Origin of the sequence: Klebsiella sp. K5-45 (assembly GCF_030128605.1) — a bacterium.
GTDB lineage: Bacteria > Pseudomonadota > Gammaproteobacteria > Enterobacterales > Enterobacteriaceae > Klebsiella > Klebsiella quasipneumoniae.
In genome coordinates, this window is the sequence record NZ_JAKUZW010000003.1 from 361,443 (window position 1) to 381,112 (window position 19,670).

16 protein-coding genes and 1 other annotated feature are annotated in these 19,670 nt (G+C 58.6%); of the genes, 5 read left to right on the plus strand and 11 right to left on the minus strand.

The genetic code is table 11. The annotated features are described in order from the left end of the window. Nucleotides 1-38 precede the first annotated feature (38 nt). Nucleotides 39-1,691, minus strand: a complete 1,653-nt coding sequence (gene ushA / locus MKS11_RS08540; protein WP_004204729.1) for a bifunctional UDP-sugar hydrolase/5'-nucleotidase UshA — start codon at nt 1,689-1,691, stop codon at nt 39-41. A 268-nt stretch (nt 1,692-1,959) separates the two neighbouring features. On the opposite strand from ushA, the gene MKS11_RS08545 reads away from it, so the two are divergent. Next, complete coding sequence (locus MKS11_RS08545; protein WP_004204731.1) at nt 1,960-3,180, plus strand: MFS transporter; 1,221 nt, start codon at nt 1,960-1,962, stop codon at nt 3,178-3,180. Between the two features lie 225 nt (nt 3,181-3,405). Next, nucleotides 3,406-5,082 (plus strand): YbaL family putative K(+) efflux transporter, encoded by a 1,677-nt coding sequence (gene ybaL, locus MKS11_RS08550; RefSeq protein ID WP_004204732.1) that lies wholly within the window; start codon nt 3,406-3,408, stop codon nt 5,080-5,082. A gap of 34 nt (nt 5,083-5,116) precedes the next feature. Here ybaL and MKS11_RS08555 read toward each other — a convergent pair whose 3' ends face one another. The 9 genes from MKS11_RS08555 to MKS11_RS08595 form a co-directional block, all read right to left on the minus strand. After that, the gene (locus MKS11_RS08555) at nt 5,117-6,421 is read right to left on the minus strand and encodes an inosine/guanosine kinase (RefSeq protein ID WP_032455647.1); all 1,305 of its coding nucleotides are present in this window, start codon (nt 6,419-6,421) and stop codon (nt 5,117-5,119) included. Nucleotides 6,422-6,484: 63 nt separating this feature from the next. Next, nucleotides 6,485-7,447 (minus strand): ferrochelatase, encoded by a 963-nt coding sequence (gene hemH / locus MKS11_RS08560; RefSeq protein ID WP_017898889.1) that lies wholly within the window; start codon nt 7,445-7,447, stop codon nt 6,485-6,487. A gap of 128 nt (nt 7,448-7,575) precedes the next feature. Further along, on the minus strand, nt 7,576-8,220 hold the full coding sequence (gene adk / locus MKS11_RS08565; RefSeq protein WP_284109499.1) for an adenylate kinase: 645 nt from the start codon (nt 8,218-8,220) through the stop codon (nt 7,576-7,578). A gap of 222 nt (nt 8,221-8,442) precedes the next feature. Beyond that, nucleotides 8,443-10,317: a molecular chaperone HtpG gene (gene htpG, locus MKS11_RS08570; RefSeq protein ID WP_004177228.1), complete on the minus strand. Its 1,875-nt coding sequence runs from the start codon at nt 10,315-10,317 to the stop codon at nt 8,443-8,445. Between the two features lie 111 nt (nt 10,318-10,428). Further along, nucleotides 10,429-11,034, minus strand: a complete 606-nt coding sequence (gene recR / locus MKS11_RS08575) for a recombination mediator RecR (protein WP_002892177.1) — start codon at nt 11,032-11,034, stop codon at nt 10,429-10,431. Next, nucleotides 11,034-11,366, minus strand: coding sequence for a YbaB/EbfC family nucleoid-associated protein (locus MKS11_RS08580; RefSeq protein ID WP_002892173.1), 333 nt, complete (start codon nt 11,364-11,366; stop codon nt 11,034-11,036). The genes recR and MKS11_RS08580 overlap by 1 nt, the downstream gene beginning before the upstream one ends. Before the next feature lie 57 nt (nt 11,367-11,423). Further along, the gene (dnaX, locus tag MKS11_RS08585) at nt 11,424-13,331 is read right to left on the minus strand and encodes a DNA polymerase III subunit gamma/tau (protein WP_023319861.1); all 1,908 of its coding nucleotides are present in this window, start codon (nt 13,329-13,331) and stop codon (nt 11,424-11,426) included. Continuing rightward, nucleotides 12,027-12,091: a sequence feature (DnaX frameshifting element), on the minus strand. It overlaps the preceding gene by 65 nt. A 92-nt stretch (nt 13,332-13,423) precedes the next feature. Beyond that, nucleotides 13,424-13,975 (minus strand): adenine phosphoribosyltransferase, encoded by a 552-nt coding sequence (gene apt, locus MKS11_RS08590; RefSeq protein WP_087771461.1) that lies wholly within the window; start codon nt 13,973-13,975, stop codon nt 13,424-13,426. Nucleotides 13,976-14,125: 150 nt separating this feature from the next. Next, nucleotides 14,126-14,503 carry a DUF454 family protein gene (locus MKS11_RS08595; RefSeq protein ID WP_004204740.1) on the minus strand — a complete coding sequence of 126 codons (378 nt, stop codon included), beginning with the start codon at nt 14,501-14,503 and terminating at the stop codon, nt 14,126-14,128. A 69-nt stretch (nt 14,504-14,572) separates the two neighbouring features. On the opposite strand from MKS11_RS08595, the gene priC reads away from it, so the two are divergent. The 3 genes from priC to MKS11_RS08610 all read left to right on the plus strand — a co-directional run bounded on the left by priC (nt 14,573) and on the right by MKS11_RS08610 (nt 16,265). Next, on the plus strand, nt 14,573-15,100 hold the full coding sequence (gene priC, locus MKS11_RS08600) for a primosomal replication protein N'' (RefSeq protein ID WP_048294269.1): 528 nt from the start codon (nt 14,573-14,575) through the stop codon (nt 15,098-15,100). Between the two features lie 12 nt (nt 15,101-15,112). After that, nucleotides 15,113-15,286: a pleiotropic regulatory protein RsmS gene (rsmS, locus tag MKS11_RS08605; protein ID WP_004204742.1), complete on the plus strand. Its 174-nt coding sequence runs from the start codon at nt 15,113-15,115 to the stop codon at nt 15,284-15,286. Nucleotides 15,287-15,353: 67 nt separating this feature from the next. Next, nucleotides 15,354-16,265, plus strand: coding sequence for an Rpn family recombination-promoting nuclease/putative transposase (locus MKS11_RS08610; RefSeq protein WP_048294268.1), 912 nt, complete (start codon nt 15,354-15,356; stop codon nt 16,263-16,265). Nucleotides 16,266-16,300: 35 nt separating this feature from the next. On the opposite strand, the gene mscK is transcribed toward MKS11_RS08610, so the two are convergent. Continuing rightward, complete coding sequence (gene mscK / locus MKS11_RS08615) at nt 16,301-19,648, minus strand: mechanosensitive channel MscK (protein WP_087771462.1); 3,348 nt, start codon at nt 19,646-19,648, stop codon at nt 16,301-16,303. Between the last annotated feature and the right edge of the window lie 22 nt (nt 19,649-19,670).

Consider the following 19,670-nt stretch of genomic DNA (forward strand, 5'->3'; position numbering starts at 1 on the left):
TAGCGCCACCGTGGAAATAGCTCACCCGAAACCCAGGCTTACTGCCAGCTCACCTCGCCTTTCGGCTCATAGGCGGCGGCATCCAGCGGCGAGTTCTTCTCGATATACTCTTTCAGCACTTCGGCATCGATAAAGCCGGTATTCACATACCCAGGTTTATCGGCGATGTTCGGGTAACCATCGCCGCCGGTGGCGTTAAAGCTCAGCGTCGCCATCCGATAGGTCTTCGACGGATCCACCGGTTCGCCTTTGATTTTCAGATCGTTCAACTTGCCGTCTTTGGCCACAAAGCTAACGTTGGCAAACTGCGGATAGGCGCCGGAATCTGGCTTCATCTGCGCGACGGCGGTCAGGTAATCCACCACCTCCTTGCCGCTCATATCGACATAGGTCAGCACATTGCCGAACGGCTGGACCTTCATCACATCCTTGTAGGTGATATCGCCCGCCTCAATGGAGTCGCGGATCCCGCCGCCGCTCATCACCGCGAAATCCGCATTACTGCGCGCCATCTGCGCCGCCAGCAGCAGGTGGCCCATATTGGTCTGCACGAAACGCACTTTACTGCGATCGCCCTCCAGATGACCATTCACGCTGCCGATCTTGACCTGCAGTTGCGCCTTACCTTTGTTCTGGAACGGCGTCAGCAGCGACATCATCTGCGGGTTCTCCGCGATCTGCGGCGTATACAGCACCCGCTCGCTTTGGCCGTTATCGTAAGTCACTTTTTTCTTCAGGTTGACCGGGATCAGCTGATAGTGCACCAGCTTCATCTCGCCGTTGCGGAACTCAAAATCGGCGCGGCCGACGTATTTGCCCCACTCATGCGCCTGGACGATCCAGATGCCGTTCTGACGATCTGGGGCGCACGGCGTCCCTGGCACATAGTCGACCTGCTTTTTATTTTCCGACGCCATGCACACCGGATCCTGCGAGTGACCGCCGACGATCATCGCCAGCGAGCCCGCGGGTAAACTCCGCGCCATCTCGACATCCCCCGGCGCGTTAGAGCCGTGGTTGCCGTTGTCATAGTGGCCCATATGGGTGGTGGCCAGGATCACGTCCGGCTTTTCATTCTGCTGCAGCTCCTGGATCACCAGCTTCGCCTCTTCCGCCGGTTTGCGGAATTCGATATCGGTGAAATATTCTGGATTGCCAATCTTGGCCGTATCGTCAGTGGTTAAGCCAATCACCGCGATTTTTAACCCGCCGCGCTTAAACAGCGCCCAGGGTTTGAACAGCCGTTCGCCGGTGCTTTTCTGATAAATATTGGCCGACAGGAACGGGAACTTCGCCCACTTTTCCTGCTGGCGCAGCACGCTCAGCGGATTATCAAACTCGTGGTTCCCCACCGCCATCGCGTCGTAGCCGATCAGGTTCATGCCGCGAAAATCGGGCTCTGCATCCTGTAAATCAGACTCCGGCACCCCGGTATTGATATCCCCGCCGGACAGCAGCAGAACGCTACCGCCTTCAGCCGCCACCTCTTTACGAATACCGTCCACCAGCGTTTTCTGCGCCGCCAGGCCATATTCGCCGTAGTCATTGCGCCAGAAATGGCCGTGGTGATCGTTGGTGTGCAGGATGGTAATTTTATAGGTTTTATCCTGCTCATAGGCCTGCGCGGACAGGCTGCCCAGCGATAACGCGGCGAATAACGCCAGCGCCACGCTGTGTTTTAAACAATGCATGCTTCACTCCCTGACTTAATCCCAAGTGCCGAAAGTATAGCGAGTTAGTCGCATTGACAAATATGTTTTCAGAATTGCGACTTCCTTCAAACCTTGTCAGCAGGTATGTTAGTTGGATAATAATTCCACCTGCATCCTCTATACGCCTTCGCGTTGTATGGCAGTGCGTTAGCCCGTTCGTCATATTTCCCATGCAGTAGCCGGGAAAATCAGGGCAGTCGCATGGCGTACAAATAACGAAAGCTATATAAAAAAGTGACGTGAACCTATGGCAATCAATCAGACCGCTCAACCCGTGTCCGGCCCCGCTGCGCCGCCGCAAAAAGCGCGCACCTCGTTTGGCATCTTAGGCGCGATCAGCCTGTCCCATTTGCTTAACGATATGATCCAGTCGCTCATTCTCGCGATCTACCCGCTGCTGCAGGCCGAGTTCTCCCTTACCTTTGTGCAGATCGGGATGATCACCCTCACCTTCCAGCTCACCTCATCGCTGTTCCAGCCGGTGATTGGCTATATTACCGATAAACGATCGATGCCGTGGTCGCTGCCGGTGGGCATGTGCTTTACCCTCTGCGGTTTGATCCTCCTGGCGCTGGCCGGTAGCTTCGGTATGGTGCTGCTGGCCGCCGCGCTGGTGGGTACCGGCTCCTCGGTTTTCCATCCGGAATCGTCCCGCGTGGCGCGGATGGCCTCCGGCGGCCGTCACGGCCTGGCCCAGTCGCTGTTCCAGGTCGGCGGCAACTTCGGCAGTTCGCTTGGTCCGCTGCTGGCGGCGGTGATCATCGCCCCGTATGGTAAAGGCAACGTCGCCTGGTTCGTACTGGCCGCCCTGCTGGCTATCGTCGTGCTGTCGCAAATCAGCCGCTGGTACGCCGCACAGCACCGGATGAATAAGGGCAAACCGAAGCCGGCGATCGTCAATCCGCTGCCGCGCAATAAGGTGATTCTGGCGGTAGGTATTCTGCTGATGCTGATTTTCTCGAAATATTTCTATATGGCGAGCATCAGCAGCTATTACACATTTTATCTGATGCATAAGTTCGGCTTATCGGTGCAAAATGCCCAGCTGCATCTGTTTGCCTTCCTGTTCGCGGTGGCCGCCGGGACGGTGATTGGCGGGCCCGTTGGCGATAAGATTGGGCGAAAATATGTTATTTGGGGCTCTATCCTCGGCGTGGCGCCCTTCACCCTTGTTTTACCCTATGCCAGCCTTGAATGGACCGGGATTTTAACGGTGATCATTGGTTTTATCCTCGCCTCGGCCTTCTCCGCTATCCTGGTCTATGCCCAGGAGCTGCTGCCGGGACGTATCGGTATGGTTTCTGGTCTGTTTTTCGGCTTCGCCTTTGGCATGGGCGGCCTTGGCGCCGCGGTGCTGGGCCTGCTGGCGGACCATACCAGTATCGACCTGGTGTATAAAATCTGCGCCTTCCTGCCGCTGCTGGGATTCCTGACGATATTTCTTCCTGATAACCGGCAAAAAGCCTGATTATCCGGCGGCCAAAGTGTAACGTTGGCCGCCGTTACCCCTTGCGCCATCGGCCTGATGCGCGCATTCCTCCCTCGATTTTCCCTTCTGTGCCTTTTCATCCCCTAATTGCATTTTTTTGCACAATTCAAGAATTATTCATAAACAAAGTGAACGTTTTTGTCATAAACTATTACGCGGACAGGGTAGCAAAATGGACCGATTCACCACTGGAAAGGAGACGGAATGCACCACGCAACACCGCTAATCACCACCATTGTCGGCGGCCTCGTGCTCGCCTTTATTCTCGGCATGATTGCCAATAAGCTACGTATTTCTCCTCTGGTGGGATATCTCTTAGCGGGTGTGCTGGCCGGACCTTTCACCCCTGGCTTTGTTGCTGACACCAAACTGGCTCCGGAACTGGCGGAACTCGGCGTGATCCTGCTGATGTTCGGCGTCGGGCTGCATTTTTCCCTCAAGGATCTGATGGCGGTAAAGTCGATCGCCATTCCCGGGGCCATCGCCCAGATAGCTGTGGCGACGCTGTTGGGTATGGCGCTCTCCGCCGCCCTTGGCTGGTCGCTGATGACCGGCATCGTCTTTGGCCTGTGTCTCTCCACCGCCAGTACCGTGGTGCTGCTGCGCGCCCTGGAGGAACGACAGCTGATTGACAGTCAGCGCGGGCAGATCGCCATCGGCTGGCTGATTGTGGAAGACCTGGTGATGGTCCTGACGCTGGTCCTGCTGCCGGCAGTGGCCGGTATGGCGGAGAAAGGCAACGTTGGCTTCGCTTCCCTCGCCCTCGACCTCGGGATCACCATTGGCAAAGTGGTGGCCTTTATCGCCATCATGATGCTGGTCGGCCGTCGGCTGGTGCCGTGGATCATGTCCCGCAGCGCGGCCACCGGCTCGCGCGAGCTGTTCACCCTGTCGGTGCTGGCCCTGGCGCTGGGCATCGCCTTCGGCGCCGTGGAGCTGTTTGATGTCTCCTTCGCCCTCGGCGCCTTCTTTGCCGGCATGGTGCTTAATGAATCCGAGCTGAGCCACCGCGCCGCCCATGACACCCTGCCGCTGCGCGACGCCTTCGCGGTGCTGTTCTTTGTCTCCGTCGGCATGCTGTTTGACCCAATGGTGCTGGTCCAGCAGCCGCTGGCGGTGCTGGCGACGCTGGCGATCATTATCTTTGGTAAATCCGCAGCCGCCTTTTTCCTCGTGCGTATGTTTGGCCACTCGCCGCGTACCGCACTGACGATTGCCGCCAGCCTGGCGCAGATTGGTGAATTTGCCTTTATTCTCGCCGGCCTGGGGATGGCGCTTAACCTGCTGCCGCAGGCCGGGCAAAACCTGGTGCTGGCCGGGGCGATCATCTCGATTATGCTCAACCCGGTGCTGTTTACCCTGCTGGAAAAATATCTCGATAAAACCGAAACCCTCGACGAGCAGACCCTGGAAGAGGTGCTGGAAGACGAGAAGCAGGTGCCGGTCGATATCTGCAACCACGCGCTGCTGGTCGGCTTCGGCCGCGTCGGCAGCCTGCTGGGCGAGAAGCTGATGGCCCAGGGGATCCCGCTGGTGGTGGTTGAAACCTCGCGCACCCGCGTGGATGAGCTACGCGAGCGCGGGATCAGCGCGGTGCTGGGCAATGCCGCCAATGAAGAGATCATGGAGCTGGCGCATCTCGACTGCGCTCGCTGGCTGCTGCTGACCATTCCCAACGGCTATGAGGCCGGCGAGATTGTCGCCTCCGCACGGGAAAAATGTCCGAATATCGAGATTATCGCCCGCGCCCATTACGATGATGAAGTGGATTACATTATCGACCGTGGGGCCAATCAGGTGGTGATGGGCGAGCGGGAAATTGCCCGCGCCATGCTGCAGCTTCTGGAAACGCCACCCGCCGGTGAAGTGGTCACTGGCTGATGTACAGCCCTCTCCCGTCGGGAGAGGGACTCGCTTATCGATCCCAGTACGCCTCTTCCAGGCTGTCCTCACGTTCCGGCAGGCCGCGGGTTAAACGCGGCGAGTGCTGGTTCAGCACCTGATAGCTCACGCGGTTGGCATATTTACACACCTGCGCCAGCGAGGAGTAGGTCAGCCATTTGCATTTGTGTTTGCTGGAGTTGGGTACGTTATTGCGATGGTAGTTATTGGCGGTGATGTCATGCAGCAGCGCCGCCAGCGCGCCGTCGCCTGCGCCGTTGGTGTTCATGATCTTCTCCGGGCCGCCCATATACGGCGCGATGTGCGAATAAATACGCAGCGGATTGACGCAGTCCTGGTGACGCATCGCGCGACTGAATTCAAACTGGTTAAATTCCGGGATCGCCCCCGGCAGCAGCGGATGCTGGGTTTTACGCTTCGCCTCTTCTTCGGTGAAGCCCGCCATATATAGCCCCGCCGGTCCGGCGGTGCACAGCACCAGGTCGACCCAGTCCAGCGCTTTGTCCGCCGCCGACAGCGGATCGGCAAAACCGGTCAGCGCTTCCCCTTCCTCTTCATTCATCGCCAGAATCGAGACATGATCCTGCAGGAACTGCTGCCACCACGCCGGGTTATCGGCAATCACGTATTTGGTACCAAGAGTTAACACCACCGGCACATCATGCTTTTTGGCATACTCGATGGCTTTCATCGTCGCGTCCGGCATCGGCTCGCCCGGCTTGCAGCGTACCAGGTAGGAGGTCAGCACCAGCGCCGAGGCGCCAGCGATCACCGCTTCCGGAATGCTTTCCGGGCGAAGCTTGTTCATATGACCCGGGCTAATGGCGAAGGTGCGCTCGCCGCTATCGCTGATCAGGGTGAAGCAGCGGCCAATGGCGCCGTCAACGCCCTGCAGATAGTTCAGATCGGTACGGCTGGAGGTATTGCACAGGTAGCGATAGGCATAGCCGCCGATTTCGATATTACTGCACATGACGCCAAGCAGCACCGAGCGATCGTCCGCCAGCACCGAGTAGTTGTGCATGGTATTGCCGATCGTGCCGCCGGCAAACTGATGAGTAATAAGATTATTGCGCACCAGCTCCTGGTACAGCGCCTCGGCGACATCATCTTCAATCACCAGAGAGTGGCCCGCGCTCAGGCCGTAGCGCACGATAAACGCCTCATCCACTTTCGCTTCGATATCCACCAGCGTCTGGTCGATACCCACCACCCAGGAGACGCTGGATTCATTCTCCGGCTGAATTTGCTGTAGCAGCGGGTCGCGGGCGTTAACGGGAAAATAGTGTTTGGATTTGCGTTTACCGGGAAATTTCATAGTGGCGCTTAAATAACAGGGAACAAGCGGGAAATAGTAGCATATTCCCCGCCCTGCGCGCGATCAGCGATAAGGCGCGGTCAGGTTGACCATCATCTCAATATGCGCGGCGTCCGCGTTAAGCGCCGGAATGTATTCATATTGCTTGCCACCCGCTTCGAGGAAGATTTCCCGGTTCTGGACGGCGATCTCTTCCAGCGTTTCGAGACAGTCGGCGGCAAAGCCCGGGCACAGCACCTGAATATGCTTCGTCCCTTTCTCGCCGAGCATCTTCAGCGTCTCATCGGTGTACGGCGTCAGCCAGGGTTCCCGGCCAAAGCGCGACTGGAAGGTCATCATCACCCGCTCCGGTGGCAGCCCCAGCGCGGAGACCAGTTCCCGCGTGGTATCACGACAGCGCTGAGGATAATCATCTCCCTGGTTGGCATAGCGCTGCGGGATCCCATGATAGGAAAGCAGCAGCAGATCCGGTTCCCCATGAACGGCAAACGAGGCGCGCACGCTGGCCGCCAGAGCATGGATATAGTCCGGGTGCCCGGCGTAATCGCGAATAAACGAGATACCGGGAATGGCGCGTTTTTTCGCGAGGATCCGCGCCAGCTCATCCCAGACGGCAGCCACCGTCGAGCAGGAATATTGCGGATACAGCGGCAGCACCACGATGTGCCCCACCCCTTGCGCCAGTAAATCATCCACCGCGCTGGCCAGCGACGGCGTTCCATAGCTCATGCCCAGCGCCACCGGGGTATCCGGCAGTCTGGCGGCCAGCGCCTGCTGCTGGCGACGGCTGTATACCATCAGCGGCGACCCCTCTTCCATCCAGACGGACTGATAGAGTTTAGCCACGCGGGGAGAGCGAATCGGCAGTATGACGCCGCGCAGCAGCGGCCACCATAGCAGACGAGACGTATCCACCACCCGTTTGTCGCTGAGGAATTGTCGCAGATAACGCTTCACCGCACCGGGGGTGGGCGCATCGGGAGTGCCTAAATTGGCCAGCAAGATACCTGTTTTCGTCTGATGCATTACCGCCTCTTAACCATTTGAATCGCAGCCAATTGTAGCTGAAATGGCGCTAAACGGAACCAATCATAGCAAAAGGTAGGAATGAGAGGAGTTCTCATCCTGCCGCAGCAGGATGAGAAAAGGCTTTATCAGCCGAGGATTTTTTCCAGTTCGGCGCGCACGTCAGCCACCGCTTTGGTGCCGTCGACTTTGGCGTATTTGGTGTTGCCCGCCTGCGCTTCTTTGGTGTAGTAGCCGATCAGCGGCGCCGTCATCTGATGATATTCCACCAGACGCTTACGCACGGTCTCTTCCTGGTCGTCTTTACGGGTGGTCAGCTCTTCGCCGGTCACGTCGTCTTTGCCTTCCACCTTCGGCGGATTGAATTTGATGTGGTATACGCGACCGGATGCCGCGTGAACGCGACGGCCAACGATACGGTCGACAATCAGTTCGTCCGGCACGTCGAATTCCAGCACGTAATCAACGGCAATGCCCGCTTCTTTCATGGCGTCAGCCTGCGGAATAGTGCGCGGGAAACCGTCCAGCAGGAAGCCGTTACGGCAATCGTCCTGGGCGATACGCTCTTTAACCAGCGCGATAACCAGCTCATCGGTCACCAGCTTGCCGGCGTCCATGATGTCTTTCGCCTGCTTACCGAGCTCAGAGCCGGATTTTACCGCAGCGCGCAGCATATCGCCGGTGGAGATTTGCGGAATACCGTATTTCTCCATGATGAACTGAGCCTGAGTTCCTTTACCCGCGCCCGGAGCGCCAAGCAGAATAATACGCATTACGAAAATCCCCTCAAAAGTCGATTCAATTTTTCAAAAACGCTAAACCATACCACCAGAACGGCGATGGCTCAAGGAAGGCGGTGCGGCTGAAACGGTTAATGGTGAGATATTTTATGCAATCCAATGTGAAATGCCCCGTCTGAGCAAATCGCTCAGACGGGGCATTTATCCCGTTCCCGGCGTCGCGTCGCTCGGCCGGGCTACTCGTTCAGGTTCGCGTCAGGAAGCCAGCAGCTGGTTCATACGGCGGATAAACTGGTTCGGATCTTCCAGCGTGCCGCGCTCGGCCAGCAGCGCCTGATCCAGCAGCAGTTCCACCCATTCGCCGAACTGCGCGTCATCCTGGGTATCGGCTGCGCGTTTCACCAGCTGATGCGCCGGGTTCAGTTCGAAGATGTATTTCACTTCCGGCGCCGCCTGGCCCGCAGCCGCGAAAAGCTTCGCCATCTGGGTGCTCATCTCGTCGGCATCGGTGGTGACAATCGCCGGGGTATCGGTCAGACGATGGGTCAGACGCACCTCTTTGACCCGGTCGCCAAGCAGGTTTTTCACACGCTCAACGAACGGCTCCAGCGCTTTTTCGGCTTCTTTGGTGGACTCGTCCACTTCATCCGCCAGCTTGTCCAGCGACTCGTCGGCTTTAGCGACAGACTGGAACGCTTTACCGTCGAACTCGGTCAGGTAGCTCATCATCCACTCGTCGATGCGATCGGAGAGCAGCAGCACTTCGATCCCTTTCTTACGCAGCAGCTCGAGGTGCGGGCTGCTCTTCGCCGCCGCATAGCTGTCGGCAGTGATGTAGTAGATCTTCTCCTGACCTTCTTTCATGCGCGAGACGTACTCTTCCAGCGACACGGTCTGCGCGGAGGAGTCAGTATGGGTGGTCGCGAAGCGCAGCAGTTTGGCGATCGCCTCCTGGTTGCTCGGATCTTCCGCCGGACCCTCTTTCAGCACCAGGCCGAACTGTTTCCAGAAGGTCTGATATTTTTCGGCGTCGTCTTTCGCCAGCTTATCCAGCATCTGCAGCGCGCGTTTGGTCAGCGCGGTGCGCAGGTTGCGGGTCACGCTGCTGTCCTGCAGAATTTCACGGGAGACGTTCAGCGGCAGATCGTTGGAGTCTATCAGGCCGCGTACGAAGCGCAGGTAGTTCGGCATAAACTGCTCGGCGTCGTCCATGATGAACACACGCTGGACGTACAGCTTCAGGCCGTGTTTATGATCGCGGTTCCACATATCCCACGGCGCCTGCGACGGGATATACAGCAGGCTGGTGTACTCCTGCTTACCTTCCACGCGGTTGTGGCTCCAGGTCAGCGGGTCGCTGTAGTCATGGGCAATGTGCTTGTAGAATTCTTTGTATTCGTCGTCGTTAACTTCAGACTTGCTGCGAGTCCACAGGGCCTGCGCCTTGTTGATTTTTTCCCAACTGATAACGGTTTCGCCGTCTTTCTCTTCCCGTTTCTCAATCTCAACCGGCAGCGCGATATGGTCGGAATACTTGCTGATGATGGAGCGCACGCGCCAGTCGTTGAGGAAATCGTCCTCACCTTCGCGCAGATGCAGGGTGATTTCGGTCCCGCGATCGGCTTTGGTGATGTCAGCCACGGTATATTCCCCTTCGCCGGCGGATTCCCAGAACACGCCGTTCTCAGGTTTATCGCCTGCCGCACGGGTACGGACGGTCACTTTATCCGCCACGATGAAGGCCGAATAGAAGCCGACACCGAACTGGCCAATCAGCTGGCTATCTTTTGCCTGGTCGGAACCCATCGATTCGAGGAACGCTTTGGTGCCGGATTTGGCGATGGTGCCGAGATGGTCGATAACCTCTTCCCGGTTCATACCGATACCGTTATCGGCAATGGTCAGGGTACGGTTGTCTTTATCAAACGAAACCCGCACGCGCAGCTCGCCGTCTCCCTCATACAAATCCGGCTGCGACAGCGCGCGGAAACGCAGCTTATCGGCCGCATCAGAGGCGTTGGAAATCAGCTCACGCAGAAAGATTTCTTTGTTGGAATAGAGGGAATGGATCATCAGGTGCAGAAGCTGTTTTACTTCTGACTGAAAACCACGAGTTTCTTGTCCTTTCATCTGATTCAACCTCAACAATGCCATTTTAAATGGGTAAAAAACCGTTGAGTGGGAGATGGGGACAGCGGGGAAATTTTTCAAGCGGAGGCGGCGATAGCCGCCTCCATTTGTTCAGAAAGTAATCTTGTGGCGACCGGCCAGCGAGTGGGACAGCGTGGTGCCGTCGACCATCTCCAGCTCGCCGCCCACCGGCACGCCGTGGGCGATTCGGCTGGCGTCGACGCCATACTGCGCGCACAGCTCCGCGATATAGTTGGCTGTCGCCTCGCCCTCAACGGTCGGGTTGGTGGCAAGGATCACCTCGGTGATCGACTCCGCCTCCAGCCGTTGCTCCAGGCGATCGAGCCCGATGTCATCAGGCCCGATGCCGTCGAGCGGCGACAGGTGCCCCATCAGCACGAAGTAGCGGCCGGAATACTGCCCGGTCTGCTCAATGGCGTAGATGTCCGCCGGACTCTCCACCACGCAGATCTGGCCGTTTTCCTGGCGACGCGGGTTGCTGCAGATATTGCACACCTCCTGCTCGGTGAAGGTGCGGCAATCGGCACAGTGGCCGATCTCCGACATCGCGCGCGTCAGCGCCTGCGCCAGACGCATCCCGCCGCTGCGATCGCGCTGCAGCAGGGTAAACGCCATGCGCTGCGCCGACTTCGGGCCGACGCCCGGCAGACAGCGCAGTGCTTCCATAAGCTGAGTTAACAGCGGGCTGGTTTGCATCAGAACGGCATCTTGAAGCCTGGCGGCAGCTGCATACCGGCAGAGACGGAAGCCATCTTCTCTTTCTGAGTCTCTTCGATACGGCGCGCAGCGTCGTTGAACGCGGCAGCCACCAGATCTTCCAGCATCTCTTTGTCATCTTCCAGCAGGCTTGGGTCGATCTCCACGCGGCGGCAGTTGTGCGCGCCGTTAATGGTCACTTTCACCAGACCCGCGCCGGATTCGCCGGTCACTTCCAGCTGAGCGATCTCTTCCTGCATCTTCTGCATTTTTTCTTGCATCTGCTGGGCCTGCTTCATCAGGTTACCCAGGCCGCCTTTTCCACCAAACATAGGCTTCTCTCTCAGTCAGTCATCATTAAAGGTACTGACTGCAAGTCAAACTTGCAGTCAAATGGGGCGGATACTCTCTTCATCCAGATCGGCGTCAAAGAAACGACGCAGGGTCTGAATGTTATTATCCGCAATAATCGCTTCGCGCGCCTGCGCGAGCTTCTCTTCATAAATAGCCTGCCGCCACTCCAGCGGCGTGCGCATCGCGGGATTATCGTCTTCCACGATGGTCAATTCAACGGGCGTACCGTACAACACCCCCAGCGCTTCAGCCAGCTTTTGCTGTGCGCCGGCGGAATTGAGGTGGCGCTGGCTGGAGCGCAGATGCAGACAGACGCGATTGCCCTCCTGCTCTTTCCACGCGTTGAGCGCCACCTGCTCGACCAGCTTCGGTACTGCCAACTGGCTCACTTCTGCCGCCCAGCTGTCGCGCTCGACCGCTTCAACGGCAAGCTTGGCCGCCAGCTCAGGCGTTTTTTCATGCTCCAGCGCTTTTTTCAGCGCTTTAGGCGTGGCGACTTCGACTTTGGTCTCTTCAACCACCGTCGTCGCCTTCCAGCGATAAGCCTCTTTCTTCGCCGGGGCCTGCTCCAGCGCCGCCGCGGCCGGACGAGCCTGGACGCGCTCGGTAATCGAACTCAGTCGCTCCAGCGCAGCGTTATTCACCGGCCGCGCGCGGGAAGCGGCTGCCGGTTCACTCTTTTTTGGGGTGGTTGCTCCCTGGCTGCGCTGCAGGTGGCTGCGGGCCGCCAGCACCTGGCTGGTGGTCGGCGGCAAACTCTGCGGCGGCTGTGGCGGCGGCGCTGCGGGGGAAACCGGCTGGCGCGGCGCGGGCGCGGCGGCCTGCGCCGGCTGCACCTCGGGCTCCGGCAGCGGCTTACGCGGATGAAACGCCAGGGCGCGCAGCAGCGTCATTTCGACGCCCATCCGCCGGTCCGGGGCATAGGGTAGCTCTTTGCGGCCAATCAGCAGCGTTTGGTAGTAGAGCTGAACGTCGCCCGGCGGTACGGTGCGCGCCAGTTCGCGCATCCGCACTTCGACCGCGGCCATGTCGGCGCCCAGCGCCGAAGGGGACAGCTGAACCATGGCGATGCGGTGCAGCAGGCTCTGCATCTCCACCAGCAGCGCCTCCCATTCAACGCCGCGCGCGGCGGCGTCATTGACGCCCGCCATGACTCGCTCACCATCGGCAGCGACCAGGGCTTCAATCAACGACAGTGCCTGATCGTCATCGAGGGTGCCGAGCATGGTGCTCACCGACGCCGCCGTCAGTTGCCCTTCTCCACTCGCAATAGCCTGATCGGTCAGGCTTAAGGCATCGCGCAGGCTGCCGTCGGCGGCGCGCGACAACAGCTGCAGCGCGCGGGGCTCGAAGGCAATCTGCTCTTCGCCAAGAATATGCTCCAGCTGATGGCGGATCTGTTCAACGTCCAGCGCCTTCAGGTGGAACTGCAGGCAGCGGGATAAGATCGTCACCGGCAGCTTCTGCGGATCCGTCGTCGCCAGCAGGAATTTGACGTGCGCCGGCGGCTCCTCCAGCGTCTTTAATAACGCGTTGAAGCTGTGGCGCGACAGCATATGGACTTCGTCGATGAGATAGACCTTAAAGCGGCCGCGGGCCGGCGCGTACTGGACGTTATCCAGCAGGTCGCGGGTATCTTCGACTTTGGTGCGTGAGGCGGCGTCAATCTCAATCAGATCGACAAAGCGCCCCTGTTCAATTTCCCGGCAGTTATCGCACACGCCGCAGGGGGTGGCGGTGATGCCGGTTTCACAGTTTAACCCTTTCGCCAGCAGGCGGGCGATGGAGGTCTTACCGACTCCGCGGGTACCGGAAAAGAGATAAGCGTGATGAATGCGCCCTAACGACAAGCCGTTCGCCAGTGCGGTCAGCACATGTTCCTGGCCGACGACGTCAGCAAAGGTTTGTGGGCGCCATTTACGGGCTAAGACCTGATAACTCATGGGCTGGCTCTGAAACGCTGGAAGGTGAAATCACGAAGGGGTCATGCTATCACAGCCCCGCCCGATCGGCGAGGCTATGTGGAGGGATTTGCTTAGTGGCCCGGGAACGGCACCAGACTGAAGCAGTGGATCCCCAGCTTCTCCAGGCGCTGTTCGCCGCCCAGATCGAAGAGATTGATAATGAAAGCGGCATCCTGCACTTCGCCGCCGAGACGGCGGATCAGTTTGACCGTCGCGTCGATGGTTCCGCCGGTCGCCAGCAGATCGTCCACCACCAGCACTTTGTCGCCCGGTTTGATGGCGTCAACGTGGATCTCCAGCTGATCGGTGCCGTACTCCAGCTCATAGCTCTCAGCGATGGTTTCACGCGGCAACTTACGCGGCTTGCGTACCGGAACAAAGCCCACGCCCAGCGCCAGCGCAACCGGTGCGCCGAAAAGGAAGCCACGCGCCTCAGTCCCTACCACTTTGGTAATTCCCGCGTCTTTGTAGCGCTCGGTCATCAGTTCAATGCTGAGCGCGTAAGCTTTCGGGTCTTCCAGTAAACTGGTGACATCGCGGAAAAGAATGCCCGGTTTTGGATAATCCTCGATACTCTGGATGCTGTTCTTCAGATATTCAAGCTGCTGTGCAGTTGCGGTCATAAGTGTATGCCTGATTGAAACGGTGTTACCCACGGGCGTGCAAAAGGGGCCAAAGAAACATTTGTTTAACCTTTGACCAGGCTTACCCGCGCTCGAAAACGCCAGAATTTACTGGCTGTCAGCAACAATTGCAACAGGCATTATTGCGCATCAGTGCTTTTGTTGCTTTGCGTCAACCACCGGAATGCGCCACATAAAGATCAGCAGACAGGCCAGAATGACCAACAGCATGATGCGCACCCACGTAAGCTTAACCAGCCACAGCGAAATAGCAAAAGTCGCCACGATCATGGCAATGGCGCGCGGTTTAGCGCCGCGAGGCATGGCGCGGTACTGTTGCCAGTGGCGAAGATAGCCGCCGAACCATGAGCGATACAGCAGCCACTGGTGAAAGCGCGGCGATGAGCGGGCAAAGCACCAGGCAGCAAGCAGAATAAACGGCGTCGTCGGCAGCAACGGTAAGAAGACGCCCAGCGTACCCAGCGCTACCGCCAGCCAGCCGATAATGGTTAAAATAACAGGTGGCATAATGCGAATCGTTATCAAACAGATACGGCTACTGTAGCACAGTTGGCTGATGGAGAATGGAGGGGGTTGGTGAAAACAGCTCAACTTTTACAAACGCTGAACAATCAGCTCAGCGAGCTGGCCGCGCAGGTGGCGCCGCTGGCGGAGCACGCGACCCTCAGCCCGCGCTTTGACCGCCAGCTCTTTCACACCCGCAGCACGCTGATGCAGGCCTATCTGGCGGAAGCCCAACACAACTTTCTCCAGCTCCGCCAGGCCGTCGAGCGCCAGCAGTTGCCGCAGGTAGCCTGGATCGCCGAGCGTCTGGCGGCGCAAATCGCTGCGCTGCGTCGCGAAACCGCCACCTGGTCGCTGCGCAGTTGGGACCATGCCTCGCCAACGCTGAGCCGCTGGCAGCGCCGTCGCCTACAGCATCAGGAGTATGAGCGCCGCCTACTGGCGATGCGCGACCAACGCCAGCGCCAGCTGACGCAGGCTACCAGCCTCGACGAGCAGCAGCGGCTGGCCAGGGAAGTCGAGGTCTACAGTGGACGGCTGGCGCGCTGCCGACAGGCGCTGGATAAGATTGAAAACGTACTGGCGCGGCTGACGCGCTAACAGGAGAGTCCGATGTCGCTGGAAAATGCCCCCGATGAGGTCAAACTGGCCGTCGATTTAATCATGTTGCTGGAATCACATCAGATCCCGGCGCAAACCGTGCTGGACGCGCTGGAAATTGTCAGGCGGGATTATGCAAACAAGTTAAAAAACGCGGAAAGCGCCTCGCAAACGCCGCAGAAGTAAGATGTTGCCCACGGCGGAGTGCTGGCAGAGTGGTCCTCTGCGCATGACGCCGATGGAGGCAATATTGATGGAAAAGGTCAGTCAAACCCCGCACGATGCGGTTTTTCGCCAGATGCTGATGCATCAGGCGGTGGCGAAGGATTTCCTGCAGCTGTATCTGCCCGCGCCGTTTCTGGCAATCTGCGAGCTGGATTCGCTGCAGCTGGTCTCCGGTAGCTTTGTTGAAGAGGACCTGCGCGCCAGCTATTCCGATATCCTTTACTCACTGCGCACCCGCCACGGACCGGGCTATGTTTACGCGCTGATTGAGCACCAGAGTACCCCGGACAAGCTGATGGCGTTTCGCCTGCTGCGCTACGCGCTGGCCGCCATGCAGCGTCATCTGGACGCTGGCCACGATACGCTGCCGCTGGTGGTGCCGATTCTGTTTTATCACGGCAAGGTCACCCCCTGGCCCTGGCCCCGCAACTGGCAACAGCTATTCGCCGAACCGGCGCTGGCGAAGGCGCTCTATAGCGGTGATTTTCCGCTGGTGGACCTCACCGTTATGCCAGATAATCAGATAGTCCGTCATCGGCGGATGGCCATGCTGGAGCTGTTGCAAAAGCATATCCGCCATCGCGATCTGGCCGAGCTGCAGGTGCCGCTGATCGCGCTGATGACGCAAGGCTATCTGACAGAAGCGCAGTTGAATACGCTGCTGCGCTATATGTTGCAGGCGGGTACAACGGAACATCCGGGGGCGCTGATCCGCGCGCTGGCGGCGCAGTCGCCCAGGCATAAGGAGCTGATGATGACCATTGCCGAATGGCTGGAAGAGAAAGGCCGTAAACAGGGGCAGCAGGAGGGCGAGCAGGAAGGTCGAGAAGCCGCCACTCGCAGCATCGCCGCCAGAATGCTGGCGCGCGGCCTCGAACGACAAATCGTGCGGGAACTCACCGGGCTTAGCGACGAGGAGCTCGCCGCGCTGGCGCCCTGATGCAGCAGGGGCGGCGTTGCGCCGCCCCTCTTCAGTTAAGACGCGACGGACGGAGCTAAATCGTCGCCCTTTCCATCCCGCTTCACTTCCGTGACTTCATCACCCTTTTCATTTCGCAGATGGACTTCCAGCTGGTTAAAGGCAATGTTGATGTCATTCTCCCGGCACAGACGGTCGATGGCGCGGTTGAGCTCATCCACCGTGTAGCTGCGATCGCGCAGTTCACGGACATACAGACGTAGTTCATGATCCAGCGTACTGGGGCCGAAGGTGGTGAAGAAGACCGCCGGCGCTGGCTCCTGCATCACTTTCGGATGATCGTGCGCCACCTTCAGCAGCACCTCCTTCACCTTATCCAGGTCGGAACCATAGGCGACGCCGAGGCGGATCACCACGCGGGTCACGGTGTCGGAGAGCGACCAGTTGATCAAGCGCTCGGTAACGAACGCCTTGTTCGGGATGATCACCTCTTTGCGATCGAAGTCGGTAATGGTGGTGGCGCGAATACGGATTTTGCTTACCGTACCGGAGAAGGTGCCGATAGTCACCGTATCCCCAATGCGCACCGGACGTTCGAACAGAATAATCAGGCCGGAGACAAAGTTACCGAAGATCTCCTGCAGACCAAAACCCAAACCAACCGACAGCGCGGCCGCCAGCCATTGCAGTTTGTCCCAGGAGACGCCCAGCGATCCGAATACCGTCATCGCCCCAATGGCGATAATCGCATAGTTAAGAATGGTGGTGATGGCGTAGGAAGTCCCCTGGCGCATATTGAGCCGCGACAGGACCAGCACCTCCAGCAGCCCCGGCAGGTTGCGGATTAGCGCCCAGGCAACCATCGACGCCACAATGGCAAACAGCAGGCTGCCCATCGTCACGCTGCGCACCACGCTGGCCCCCGCCTCGGTGCCGTTGTAATGCCAGAGGGTGATGCTGTCAAGATAGGCGAAAACGGTGATCAAATCCGACCAAATCGCCCAGAACATGACCGCGAACAGCGCGATCATCACCAGCATGGTGATGCGCAACGTCTGCTGGTTAACCTGCTCGAGGGCGATAGTCGGCTCCTCCTGCGGCTCGGCGCCTTCCGCGCCCTCCTTCACCAGATGCTGACGGCGCGCCAGCGCCCGGCGCCAGGCGATACGCCGCGCCGCCACGCTCAGGCCACGCAGCACGGTCTGGTACAGCAGGTTCCAGAGCATTACCAGATAAACCGTCTCGATCCAGCGTCCCGCCAGGCGCAGCGTGGTGTAGAAGTAGCCGGTCGCCGTCAGCACCATCAGGGCCACCGGAACGATAGACAGCACCGTGATCGTCAGCAGGCGCAGGCTGTGCGACTCTTTATCGCGCCAGCTTTCCCGGCACATCGGCCAGACCAGCACCGCGATCAGCAGTAAGTTGAAGAAAATCACCAGCTGCCCCAGCACATCGTCCATCAGGTTCAGCGGCGACAGCTCGGAAATCACCGACCAGAAATTCAGCGGCAGCAGCGCCAGGCTGACGCGGACAATCTGCCGCCGCCAGTGGCTGGTCAACTGCGCCGGCATATTAAAGTGGCTGACCGCCACGCCGTTCTTTTCCAGCACTTTCCAGCACAGGCCAAACACCAGCCAGAACATCGCCAGTTTTTTACTGTACGCCCACAGCAGTCCGCTGATATTTAACTGCATGGTGAGTAAGATCAGGCCAATCGCCAGAATCACCAGCACCACCGGTAAGGCGCGGATCAGGTCGATAAAGATCGCCTTCGGCGTATGCAGTTGGGTATCATTGCGTAGTTGGCCTACCTGAGAAGCCAGCTTCGCCTGATAATCCTTGAGCCACTGCAAACGCCAGCGGATCAGGCCGGCAATTAGCAGCAGCGGTAATCCGGCGAGGAAAGCGATAAATACCGCCGGCCACGCTTTTTCCCAGTTCACGGTGATTTTCATCGCCTTAAACTGACCTTTCAGCGCTTCCGGGAAGGCCTTAATCCACTCCCAGTCCATCGGTTTATTGCTGTTCACCCAGAAAATTTGCTGGGTCAGGATTTCTTTCAGGCTGCTGGAGACGCTCATCAGCTGCTGCTGGTTGATCTGCAGGTTGATGGCCATCATCAGCTGGTTCCCCAGCTGTTTATTGAACTGGTCAAGCAGCTCGCGACGCATGTCGATCACTTCCAGCAGCGCGGCGTGCACTTCATCGGTTACTTCAGCGCTGTGCCCCTCTTCCAGCTTAGCGACATAGGCATCGCTCTGGAACAGGGCGTCGCGCTGCTGGTTAACTTCAAACTGTTCAAGCCGCAGGTCGGCTATGCGATTAGTCATATCCTGCAGCTCATCCGCCGACGGCAGCGTCTGCTGCTGCTGATAAAGAATGCGCGACAGCAGCAGGCTGCCCTTGAGCACGGAAATTTGCTCTTTAATATCCCGCTCAGACTGCAGGGCGCGGTCGAGCCAGTTCTTTACCTGGATATTGCGCTGCACCAGCTGGTTGCCATTCTCCGTCGCCTGGATCAGCTTCTCGCTCAACTGGTGGTTAACATCCAGCTCCTGCTTGACCAGCGGGTTGGCCTGAATACGCGTGGTTTCATCCGGCGTGACCGCCTCCTGGGCGGTTTTCTCAGTCAGCGTCAGCCGCTTGCTGTTCACCGCCTCCTGCAGCAGCTGCAGCTGATGCTCCAGCCGGTTGCTCCAGGCGGTCACATAGTCACGCTGCTTCTGCAGGGTATCCTGCAGGATAGTGTTGCCTTCGAGGCTCTTACGCTGCTGCTCGATCTGCGCGTTGAGCAACGCCTGCTGGGCCTGCAGCAACACCTGCTGGGTCGGACGCAGAGTCTCATCGCCCACCGAGGTGCCATTCAGACGATTACGGATCTGCTGCAGCTGCTGGGAGGCGTTGTACATCGCATTTTGCACCCGTTCCGGCTGCGTTTGCAGGGAAACCAGCTGGCTGTTGTAGGTTGCCAGATCGTTTTGCGCATTCTGCAGATCGTCCAGCGTTTGGGTGACGCGTGATTCCAGCTGACGCAGGGAGAGCGTGCTCAGCGTCTTGCGCGTCGCGTCGTCGTTCGGGACATCGCTCAGGTTGTTAAGGTTATCCACCGCCTGGCGCAGCTTCGACGGGGCTTGCTCGACCTGCTGGCGGAGCTGCGTCGTCTCGCTCTTGATGCGATCGATTTTATCCAGCGTTTCCAGGGTCTGGGTCAAATCCTGCTGGACCAGTTTATCCTGCGGAGTCAGTTCCTTTTGCTTGTTTAATGTGTTGAGCTGACTCTGCACCTCCGCCCGGTCAGGGAGGTCTGCGGCGCGGCCCTGAACTGGACTGAAAAGGCCAATAAAACAGAGCAGCATAATGGTAAAGATGAACGTGGCGCGTTGCCTGGAGATCGTGTGCAGCATAGTTAATATGAATGAATGCAAA